Annotated in this window: 10 protein-coding genes; 5 read left to right on the top strand and 5 right to left on the bottom strand. The window is 55.5% G+C overall.

The features are described from left to right. Positions 1–97: 97 nt before the first annotated feature. Positions 98–1183 carry a glycosyltransferase family 4 protein gene (locus tag IBX51_RS12880; protein WP_291831686.1) on the bottom strand — a complete coding sequence of 362 codons (1086 nt, stop codon included), beginning with the start codon at positions 1181–1183 and terminating at the stop codon, positions 98–100. Between the two features lie 80 nt (positions 1184–1263). Next, the gene (locus IBX51_RS12875; RefSeq protein WP_291831685.1) at positions 1264–1995 is read right to left on the bottom strand and encodes a 3-deoxy-D-manno-octulosonic acid kinase; all 732 of its coding nucleotides are present in this window, start codon (positions 1993–1995) and stop codon (positions 1264–1266) included. Between the two features lie 115 nt (positions 1996–2110). On the opposite strand from IBX51_RS12875, the gene IBX51_RS12870 reads away from it, so the two are divergent. From IBX51_RS12870 to IBX51_RS12860, 3 genes are all read left to right on the top strand, one after another. Next, positions 2111–3145, top strand: coding sequence for a glycosyltransferase family 9 protein (locus IBX51_RS12870; RefSeq protein ID WP_291831687.1), 1035 nt, complete (start codon positions 2111–2113; stop codon positions 3143–3145). A gap of 36 nt (positions 3146–3181) precedes the next feature. Further along, positions 3182–3955: a hypothetical protein gene (locus tag IBX51_RS12865; RefSeq protein ID WP_291831684.1), complete on the top strand. Its 774-nt coding sequence runs from the start codon at positions 3182–3184 to the stop codon at positions 3953–3955. A gap of 88 nt (positions 3956–4043) precedes the next feature. Beyond that, positions 4044–4856: a lipopolysaccharide core heptose(II) kinase RfaY gene (locus IBX51_RS12860; RefSeq protein WP_291831683.1), complete on the top strand. Its 813-nt coding sequence runs from the start codon at positions 4044–4046 to the stop codon at positions 4854–4856. A 40-nt stretch (positions 4857–4896) separates the two neighbouring features. Here the strand turns inward: IBX51_RS12860 and IBX51_RS12855 are convergent, their stop codons facing one another. From IBX51_RS12855 to glnE, 3 genes are all read right to left on the bottom strand, one after another. Continuing rightward, entirely contained in the window at positions 4897–5304 is a 408-nt protein-coding gene (locus IBX51_RS12855) for a DUF6165 family protein (RefSeq protein WP_291831682.1), read from the bottom strand. 89 nt (positions 5305–5393) lie between these two features. After that, positions 5394–6320, bottom strand: coding sequence for a branched-chain amino acid transaminase (locus IBX51_RS12850; protein WP_291831681.1), 927 nt, complete (start codon positions 6318–6320; stop codon positions 5394–5396). Between the two features lie 76 nt (positions 6321–6396). After that, positions 6397–9303, bottom strand: a complete 2907-nt coding sequence (gene glnE, locus IBX51_RS12845; protein ID WP_291831680.1) for a bifunctional [glutamate--ammonia ligase]-adenylyl-L-tyrosine phosphorylase/[glutamate--ammonia-ligase] adenylyltransferase — start codon at positions 9301–9303, stop codon at positions 6397–6399. A gap of 80 nt (positions 9304–9383) precedes the next feature. On the opposite strand from glnE, the gene IBX51_RS12840 reads away from it, so the two are divergent. Both IBX51_RS12840 and IBX51_RS12835 read left to right on the top strand, forming a co-directional pair. Next, positions 9384–10562: a potassium channel family protein gene (locus tag IBX51_RS12840; RefSeq protein WP_291831679.1), complete on the top strand. Its 1179-nt coding sequence runs from the start codon at positions 9384–9386 to the stop codon at positions 10560–10562. Further along, the coding region (locus IBX51_RS12835; protein ID WP_291831678.1) for a hypothetical protein at positions 10562–10775 on the top strand (214 nt) is incomplete at its 3' end. The genes IBX51_RS12840 and IBX51_RS12835, both read left to right, overlap by 1 nt.

Raw genomic sequence — 10775 nt, 5'->3', positions numbered from 1 at the left:
AACCACGCAACCTCGTCACCACGCGCCCATATTTCTTCCTGCAGGGGGCGAAGGATCGAGTACGAATAAGGTTGATTCACAAAGAAGAGATAACGCTTCAATCCACCAGCTCCTGTAATAGTTGGACGGTCTGATCAACGGTTTGCTGCACGTTGAACGCCTGCCTGATACGCTTCTGACCTTGCCCACCCATTTCCCGGCAGCGGTCGGGGTTGCTGGCCAGATGGATGAGCGCATTTGCCAGAGCTTGCGGATCACGCACCGGAATCACAACACCTTCAACCTCGTTTCTGACCAACTCAGGCATGCCACCTGCCCTGGTCACAACCACTGGGCGACCGTAGGCCATCGCTTCAATGACCACTCGTGGCAGCCCCTCACTTTCTGACGGCAACACCAGGGCATCACAGGCCCCTGCAACCTGGGGGGCATCGGTCCGAAAACCGGCAAAACGCACTCGGCCCGACTCAGGCAAGCGTGCGACCTGCTCTTTCAATTTAGCGTTTTTTTCGAGATCACCTACCAGCAACAGATGTATGTTCAGTTCTGCGCGCAGCAGCTCCATTGCCGCTATGAGAGAGGCAAAGCCCTTACCGGGGCGGTCGCGGCCGATACAGCAAATCACAAACGAACGTTCCGGAAACCGGAATTCTGAAAGATCCGCTGGCGGTCTGTCATACCACGCAAGATCGTGGCCTTTGTAGATCCGCACAAGCTTGCGCTCAGGCATTTTCCCGAAAGGCCCACGAACCGCAAGCAAGGATTTTCGAACAGCATCAGAAACACAAACGATACGATCCAGCCTTGGATGCAAAAACGTTATCCAGGACTCGGGATGCTGCCAGCCAACGTTGCCAATCACACCTCGGTAGGCTATCACTTTTACTGCTAATCGTTTGGAAGCACGCAACGCACATGCAAGAGCCTTGGGGTTAAAGGCATAAACCACCTGAACCTTTGATTTGACGAGGTGTTCACGAATTACACGAGTGCTGTCTTTATCGAACCGTCCTGTTACAACCAGAGGGACAACCGGGATGCCCGCAGATTCAAACAAGTCAAAATGCCGCCCTTGCGGATTTGCCGTAACTAGAAGTGGAACTCCTGCATCCCAAAGACCAATGATCAGCATAGTTTCTGCAAGATCGGACTTGTCTGTGACAACTAGTGTTTTTGGCATCATGATAAAGAAAGCTCAAGAAGACATGACCGATGGGACTGGTAACTCAAACTACCGGCGCGCAGGATATCACGAACACTCGCCTAACCGGACTCAGAGAGATACGCCAACTCCAAATGCTGCCAAAGTTCGTTCCGCTCCGCCGCTGCTAACAAAGCCAACCGCTTGTCCACTGAACGCCTCAACCGTTTGAGGTTTGACGTCATCCAGCGGGGCATAACCTGCGACGAAACCGGGCGAATCTGGCATTTATCAAAATCGATCAAATAGATATCATCGCCGGCGACCATCACGTTGTCGCAGTTAAGGTCGGCGTGATAAAGCCCTGCGTTATGGAACTGCCTGATTGTGCGGCCAATCTTTTGCCAGAGGTGACACTCCGATCTGCTCTCAGCACTTGGCCAGGGCACCGCATCAGGAATCCGCTCGATCAGAATTGCAGCCTCATAGGCCATGGGGACCGGCTGATATATGTAGGCTGCCAACGGGGTTGGAACCGGCAAGCCCTCCGCCTTCAGTATATGCAGCAGCCGGAGCTCTCTGAAAGCACGGGTACGCTCAAGCCCGGAGAACATGTACCGTCTCGCAATAAGCCTGCCAACCAATCCACCACGACGATAGTGCCTCAGTACCCAGTCAGTCCCGAAATCCCGGTGTATAAACCAGGCCGAACCCCGACCACCCTCACTCACGGCAACGGCCTGATCGCCCCAGGAGGCAGGGGCAAAACTTTCAGGGGTCACACTCGGGCAGGCTTGCGCTCGCAAGATGGCCTCAGCGCGGGATATACGAACTAAAATCAACTCGTCAGACAACAGACACTCACCTTGGGCGGTTAACAAAACAGCCAGCGCACTCTGGCTGCCGATTCGCTATAATCGCCAGACGAGCAACACCAAATTATCTTATTAAGTTTACGGCAGTCCTTTGATCAACTCCATCTGCATCCTCCGTCTGTCCGCCATTGGCGATGTAACTCACGTTATCCCCGTTGTTCTGAGCCTTCAGGAGCAACTGCCCGGGGTTAGCATTACATGGGTTATCGGCAAAGTAGAAGCCAAGCTCATCGGCGACCTGCCCGGTGTTGAGTTCATCATCTTCGATAAAAAGGCCGGCCGCCAGGGATATGCCGATCTGCGAAAGCAGATGAAGGGCCGTCAATTTGATGCGTTGCTGCATATGCAGGTGGCGTTCAGGGCCAATTTGGCAGCAGCGCTGATTCCTGCCAAGATCAAAGTTGGCTATGACAAGGCACGTAGCAAAGATCTGCATAGCCTGTTTATTAATCGGCGCATCAAACCAGCGCCCCAGCAGCACGTAAGGGACTGCCTGGCGAGCTTTCTGGAGCCTTTGGAGCTCAGACCTGCGCCACCTGCCTGGCACATTCCACTTTCTGAAGATGATCATAAGTTCGCACACCAGCGTTTGGCTGCTGACCGACAAAACTTGGTTATCAGCCCGTGCGCCAGCCACATCTTGCGAAACTGGCCCGCCGACCGATACGCACAGCTGGCCGATCATGCCATTGAGGCCCATGGCATGAAGGTCATTCTTGTCGGCAGCCCGGCCCCGTTCGAGGCGGCATACTGCGCGGCAATTGAGGGCGCGATGAAACACAAAGCCCATAACATCTGCGGTAAAGACACGCTCAAGCAATTAACGGCTTTGATGACTCATGCCGACCTGATCGTTGCTCCCGATACCGGCCCGGCACACATCGGCAGCGCCGTCGGCACGGACGTACTGGGCCTGTTTGCCGCTAGCAACCCTAACCGCTCAGGCCCTTACCAGTCGCTGGCGTGGTGCGTAAACAAGTACCCTGAGGCGCTTCAACAATTCACCGGAAAGACAGTTGCCGAAGCCCGCTGGGGCGCGAAAGCTGAATTTGAGGGTGCCATGGAACTAATCGCTGTCAGCGATGCGGTCGCGATGCTCGACAAATGGCATCAGGCCCAACGCTCTTGACGTCATTCACTCAGTTCTTGATTACGGTTCATCGCAATGCCTTCAACAAGCGTGAAGTTTCGAATAAAAACATTAAAGCGCGCCCTATTAAAGGCTATTCGAAATAGCTGGTACCGCGCGATTCGAGTTCCAGCCGGTCAGCTCGCGTGGCTGCTTTGGCAAAACTTGCGTTTTGTTAGTGACCGTATTTTATCGAGGCGCAACGGCATCCGGGTTCTTGCCGGCCAGACTCTGGTAGAAGTACCCCCTGGTTACATCAACCAATATGTGCTGGATGAAGACGTGAGCCGCAAATTCATGATCTGGCCCGGAGACTGGGATCAGCGTACAAAACCGATGACAACACATTATCGATACGGGCCGATGCTTGACCTCTGGCAACATCGCGACAACCTCGAAGACAGCGATAGCTATCACGACCTGATGCAGAGGATCAAAAATGAGCAACCGCTGGAAAGAGTTAACAAAAGCACTCTTGTAAACAGCCCGGAAAAGGCACGAGAGTTTTTGGCCAGTCAACTACAGATCTTTTACTCGCTGGCTTCTGAGGGCTACAAACCAGAACTGGCAGACGACGAGCTTAATGTCGCCATTACCCGCTATGGCACGATGGTCAAGGCGAACGGCGGGCGAAAACGGCTTATTGCCGCCCAAATCATCGGCCTCGAAAGCATCCCTGTTCGGATCGCATACATCCATAAACATTGGATTGACCAACATGAGACTAAGGGGCTCAAGCGCTCAGATGCCATAAGACAGGCCATCTCCAAAGCCAGGATTCTGGCGCGACAACCTGTTCAACCTGGCTAGCAAATCTAGAAACGTGAGACTGCTCACGCTTTGCGCTTCCACTTGAGACTGTCATACAATAGACATTGGTTTGTAATAAGACTGGTGTATGACCATGCTCACCCAATTCTCTTACCGTGACTATCGAGTCAAAACCGCGCTGCCAGTCCCTGAAGCGACGTCATTGGTGGATGACTATCTCGATCGTAACCTCGAGCTTGTGGATGCGTTAAAGGACAATCCACACAATTATGTGGCCAGGGTGAACACCACTTCAATGCCCGATCTGGTTCTTAAAGAGCCGAGAAAACGCAACAGGCGCCGCTGGGAACGAATGATGACGCGTTTCAGAGATGGTGAGGCCCTGCGAGTTTTCGACAGCCATATCAAACTTGAAGAGCTTGAATTTCATTGCCCTAAAGCAGTGCTCGCTGCCGAATTGCGGGAAAAGGGCGTCGTCACAGATAGCTTTTTTCTTTACCAGTACCAGCAAGGCAAGCCTGCAATGGATGAAGATGCGGAGCGGGTTGCACACGAACTGCAAAGACTTCATTCCCTCGGCTACACCCGTGGCGACCCAAAAGCCCAGAACTTCCTGGTGCACGAGGGCAAGGTCCACTTTATCGACTTCAAATTGTCCAAGCCCACCGTGTTTAAAAAGCATTCCACTCGCATGGAATATGCTCACTTTCTACACACCATGCCGGAGGGAATCCATTACCTCCCAGAATCTGAGAAAAACGCGGCAGGGTTCAAGTTTGCGGTTTGGCTCCGCAGGTCTGTTTCGGACCTGAAGCGGAAGAAACGGGAATGGCGAGAGTATCGGCAGCAGCCGGCCTACGCCCGCAAGAAGCGCGCAGTGCTTATCGTACTCGGGGCCGTCGTGGCTTATGAGATGATTTTCTCGGCAGGATCTGCGTAAGAACAGAGCCAGAGCCCTTAGCGGCTCTGGCGTCGTTTCATTATTTCCGCGCCGTATAATCCTGATAAGATTTCTCTTCCACAAACCGCGACCCCAGCGCCAGGTTGACCTCTTTCTTGATCGCCGCACGCTTGTCGTTGGTCACGTAGACCGCCCGAGCCAGTTCGATAAACCGCGGGCCAAAATCCTGATCGGCTTCCTGATCGCGGATGTCGTCTTCAATCACCCACAGCTCTTCATTCACCGCTTTGAGCTGCTTACGCAGATTCGCGATTTCAGAGGCCTTGTCTTTCACCGCCTCATCCCAGGTTGCGCTCAGTTCTTCCAGTTCCAGCCGCACATTGTTTACCTTTGCTTCATCCTTGATGCGCTCGGATTTGATTTCAAGAATGGTGATCTTGTCCAGCACCTCGCCAAAAGAAACCGGTACTTTGATTACGTCTGCCATTGTCTCGTCCTGTGTTTCCGTGAACTCAATAAAAACAAACCGCCGGGGCTGCTCAGCACCGACGGTTATCGTTATGTAAGCGGCTGATCTCAGCCCTTGACGTGCGTCAACCACTCTGCATGCTGAGCCAGCTTCCCCTTCACCGCATCAAAATACAGGCTCTGCAGCTTCTCGGTAATCGGCCCGCGCTTGCCTTCACCAATCTGACGGCCATCCAGCTCGCGGATGGGCAGTACTTCGGCGGCGGTGCCGGTGAAGAAGGCTTCTTCGGCCACGTAGACTTCGTCGCGGGTGATGCGGCGCTCTTTCACCTGCAGACCCAGATCTTTGGCGAAGTCGATGATGGTGGCGCGGGTGATGCCTTCCAGGCAGGAGGTCAGTTCGGGTGTGTGCAGCACGCCATCGCGGATGATAAAGATGTTCTCGCCAGAACCTTCTGCTACGTAGCCTTCGTTGTCCAGCATCAGCGCTTCTTCAGCGCCGCCGGAGATGGCTTCGTTCAGGGCCAGCATGGAGTTGATGTAGTTACCATTGGCTTTCGCCTTACACATGGTGATGTTCACATGGTGGCGAGTGTAAGAAGACGTGCGCACCTTGATGCCCAGCTCTTTGGCTTCCGGCGACATGTAAGACGGCCAGCTCCAGGCCGCGACCATCACGTGTACCTTAAGGTTATCAGCACGCAGACCCATGCCTTCGGAACCCAAAAATGCCATCGGGCGCAGGTAGGCTTCGTCGAGATTGTTCTCCCGAACGGCCGCACGCTGGGCTTCGTTGATTTCTTCTTTGCTGAACGGCATTTTCATGTTCAGGATGTGAGCAGAACGGAACAACCGGTCAGTGTGCTCTTTCAGGCGGAAAATCGCCGGACCGCTGGCAGTGTTGTAGGCTCGCACACCTTCAAAACAGCCAAGACCGTAATGCAGAGTGTGGGTAAGAACGTGAGTTTTGGCATCCCGCCAGGGCACCATTTCGCCGTCCATCCAGATAACGCCATCGCGGTCTGCCATCGACATTCTGTTCTGCTCCTAAAAAAGCGGTTTTCGGGGAATCGGCATTCTAGCAGGATTCTCTGCAGGAATTGAATGTCGCTTAACCAGCCAGCATCACTTTTTCCCACATAGACCGTATGTACGCCCGCTCATCCGGAAACGCATCGCCCTCTACCCGACTGTTCAGTTTTTGCAGGGCTCGTCGGTGGATGGTTGATCTAAGGGTTATAAACACTTCTCTGAGTCTTTCGGTATCGTCCACCGCCATCACGCCGGCGCGGCCCAGCTCTTCCATCTGCCGGATGTTGTCACTCCATTGGGTTAGCTCAGGGTGGTTGGCACTCCAGGCCAGCATCAGGTATTGCACAAGAAACTCAATATCGACAATACCGCCCCAATCGTGCTTGATGTGAAACACCTCTGCCCGTCTCGCTTCGGGAGTACCCAAAGTGGCTCGCATTTTTTCTCGCATGTCGACCACATCCTTGCGCAGTGCAGCTTTGTCTCTGGACTGGCAAAGGATTTGGTGGCGGATAGCTTCAAAACCGGCCAAGGTGTCTTCGCAACCGGCAACGCCGCGAGCCCGGGCCAGAGCCTGATGCTCCCAGGTCCATGCATCGTTAAGCTGGTATTTCTCGAAGGCTTGTAAGGTGCTGACCAGCAGACCGGAATTGCCGGAGGGGCGCAATCGCATATCGACTTCATAGAGCTGGCCAGACGGCGTTTGTGTGCTCAGAATATGCACAATCCGCTGGCCCAGGCGGGTGAAGAACACCGCATTGTCGATGGGCTTGTCGCCATCGGTCGATAGCTGTGGGTCGGCTTGATGCACGAATACCAAATCAAGATCCGAGGTATAGCCCAGCTCAATGCCCCCGAGCTTGCCGTAGCCAATGATGGCAAAGTCGGTATCGCAGGCCGAACCGTCTGCCCGCCGGGGGTGTCCGTGGCGGCTAACCAGGTTGGCGAACGCCACGTTTACCACGTGATCCAGCACCACCTCCGCAATCCAGGTGAGGTAATCACTTACTTTCATCAGAGGTAAAGTGCCCTTGATCTCAGAAGCGGCCACCCGTAACACATGGGCTTTTTTGAAATAGCGCAAGGACTCCATCTGCTCTTCCAGATCCTCAAACGGAATCCGCAGCATTTGCTGGCGCAGGTCATCTTGAAGCTCTTCTTTAGCCGGCGGGGTGTAGAGACTCTCTGCGTTCAGCAATTCGTCGAGCAGCAAGGGCGACTCCGCCAGCAAGCTGGCAATCCAGGGGCTGTCACTGCAAAGGCGAACCAGCTGGGTCAGCGCCCCTGGATTCTCTAACAACAACACCATGTAGGCCGTTCGGCGCAGGATCGCCTCAACCAGCTGCAACACTCGTTCGAGGGTCTGTGAGGCGTTGTCTACCTCCGTCAGTGCACTCAGTAGCAGCGGCATGAACTGATTCAAACGCCTGCGCCCCTGAGTCTGCAGCGTCTGCACCGTGCGGCTGTCGCGCAGGTCGGTAAGGCTCTTAAAGCTGCCCTCGGGGTTTTCAAACCCCTGATCAGCCAACCACTCCAGAGCAGCCGGGCCTTCCATTTCCGCCAGCCACAGCTCGTACCAACCGTCGTCAATGCCGCTGCCGGCCTCCTGCTCGTCTTCTTCGGTCGCAATAATGTTCGAGAAATGCGTAGCCACTCGCTCGCGATGCTCACTCAGTGCCTGCTGGCAGGCAGACCAATCGTCGTAATCCATGATCCGGGCAACCCGGGCCTGTGCCAGGGCGTCATCAGGCAACACCTGGGTCTGCTTGTCTTCCATCCCTTGCAGAGCGTGCTCAAGGTTCCTCAGGAATACATAAGCGTCGCGCAGTTCCCGCACGACCGGCGATGGCAGCAACTCCAACGCTTCCAGCTCTTTCAGGATGAGCTGTAACTCCCGCTGCTGCAGCTCTCGGTCCCGACCCCCGCGGATCAGCTGAAAGGCTTGCACCACAAATTCAATTTCACGAATGCCTCCGCTGCCCAACTTGATATTGTTTTCCAGGCCTTTGCGGCGCACTTCCCGACTGATCATGGCCTTCATGCTGCGCAGCGATTCAAACGCACTGAAATCCACGTACTTTCTGTACACAAACGGGCGCAGGGTATCCATCAACACCTGCCCCGCCCGCTGATCGCCGGCCACAACCCGGGCCTTTACCATGGCGTAGCGCTCCCAGTCCCTGCCCTGGTCCTGGTAATAAGTTTCCAGCGCGGCAAAACTCAACGCCAACGCACCGCTCTGACCATAAGGCCGCAACCGCATATCCACGCGGAACACAAAGCCATCGGCAGTGATCTGGTCCAGAGCCTGGATCAGCTTCTGACCAAGGCGAATAAAAAACTGCTGGTTATCCAGTGCGCGACGGCCGCCTCGGGTTTCGCCCTTGCCGGGGAAGGCGAAGATCAGATCGATGTCAGACGAAACGTTCAGCTCACGTCCACCCAGTTTGCCCATACCCAGCACGACCATGCGCTGCGGCGCGTCTTCTCCATTAACGGGATCTTTGCCCCATGGCGTGCCGGATTCCTCGCAGGCTTGTTTGTATAACCAGTCAAGAGCGCCATCAATACAGATGTCGGCAAAGGCGCTGGTGGCCGCGATCGTCTCCTGAAGGTCCGCCCACTTCATCAGGTCTCGCAAGATGATGCGAAACTGGGCCTCGCGCCGGAATCGGCGCAACGCGCTGTGCAGGGCGGCCTCTGACTCGACGGTGTCCAGAAACCACGCCAAACGCTCGGTTAGCCATGGCACGGTCGTTGGCTGCTTCAGCGATCGTGCCAACACGGAGTCACGAACCTGTTCCGGATGCCGTTCCAGGGTCTGGCGTATAAACAGGCTGCGTGCCAGGGCTTCGGCAAGATCCTGCTGCGACAAACCCCCAGTGCCCGCCAGCCAGTCGGGCACACCCTCCGGAAACACCGACGGCCAGCACGCCGACACATCGTTTGCCAACACTGCCGGCAGTGACCCCCAAGGCTCAGACATAACGCAAACCCCTGTCTCTCTGATATATTTCCGTTACTGTATAACGAACTCGCCACGGACTGAACAGGCCGCCCCACTCTATGATGCGTAATCGCCGTCCGCTCAACCCCGAGCACGCCCAGTCACATTTGCCTATGGGGGGGCTCATTCGCAGCCGGATTCGACGCCTGTTCATCATACTTGGTTGCTTGCTGGTGGCTCAGGTGCTGATCATCTGGGCCGCCGAGCCGCTGTCACTGCTTGAAGCCATCTGGCTCACCATGACCACCCTGGTCACCGTGGGTTATGGCGATTACGCCCCCGAAACCGTCATCGGCCGTCTCAGCACCATTGTGTTGATGTTCCTGACCGCCATTACCCTGCTGACGCTGATCGTCAGCGATTACATCGAGTTCCGTTTTTACCGCCGTGAACGAATCCTGACCGGACGCTGGATCTACAAAATGAACGAGCACATCGTGATCATCAACACCCCTCGCAGCGGGGGCGAGCAGTATTTCATGCGCTTTGCCTCCCAAATCCGCTCGGTGCCCGAGTACCACACGGTGCCCATCATTATACTTACCCGGCAATTTCCCGGCGGCTTACCGGTGGAACTGGCCGACAGTGGTGTGGTGCACTTTCATGGCACCGGCAACGACCCGGAAGCCCTCAAAGCGGTACACGCCGGCAGCGCCAGACACATCATCGTGCTGGCAGCAGACGAAACCGACCCGTTCTCGGACAGCCTGACTTTCGACATTGCCCACCGGCTAACCGAATCCAACCTGGCCGGCCGCACCACCGTGGAGTGTGTCAGCGACCACAACCGGGACCGGTTCAAGGCCCTGGGCGTGCGCACCATCATTCGCCCGGTCCGCACCTACCCCGAAATCATGGTGCGTGCGGTCGTGGCGCCAGGTTCCGAGAAAGTGCTGGAAGACATGTTCAATTACGAACGTGATCACCCTCACCGGTATGATCTTGAGCTGGACGATCTCAGCTGGGCAGACATTGTCAGCGCTCTGGTACGCCACGGCATTGGCACCGCTCTGGCCTACATCGATCATGACAACGAAGTGGTGTGCCACCCGCCGACCAATGAGGAGGTGGAGGGTAAAGGTTTAATTGTGCTCGTTAGCTCGACCGACACACCGGCAGTGGCGGTTGTCGAGGAGGCACTGGACAGGTATCGCGAATTTCTGAAGCAATGGAAGGAATTGCAGGACGACAGCAAAGCCAAAAACAGCACTATTAACTCTGAAAAACAGGACGATTGATGTCATTCCTAGACTCCGAGTTCTATCAGCCCCTGTTCGAGGCCATCGCAACAGGCGATGAAAGCCAGATTCAGGCGGCTGCGGCGACCTTCAACGCGGCAGATCTGGCCGAGTTTGTTGAAGAAAACCCCGAGAACGAGGGGGGCATTCGCCTGATCCGGGCGTTGCCTGTCGAGCAAAGCGCCAAGGTGTTCGGGTATATTGGCCCCAACA

The sequence above is a fragment of the Marinobacter sp. genome (assembly GCF_014859525.1).
In the GTDB taxonomy this organism is placed as follows: Bacteria; Pseudomonadota; Gammaproteobacteria; order Pseudomonadales; family Oleiphilaceae; genus Marinobacter.
Note: the sequence above shows the minus strand (reverse complement) of the source record. Positions and strands in the feature narration are given on the sequence as shown.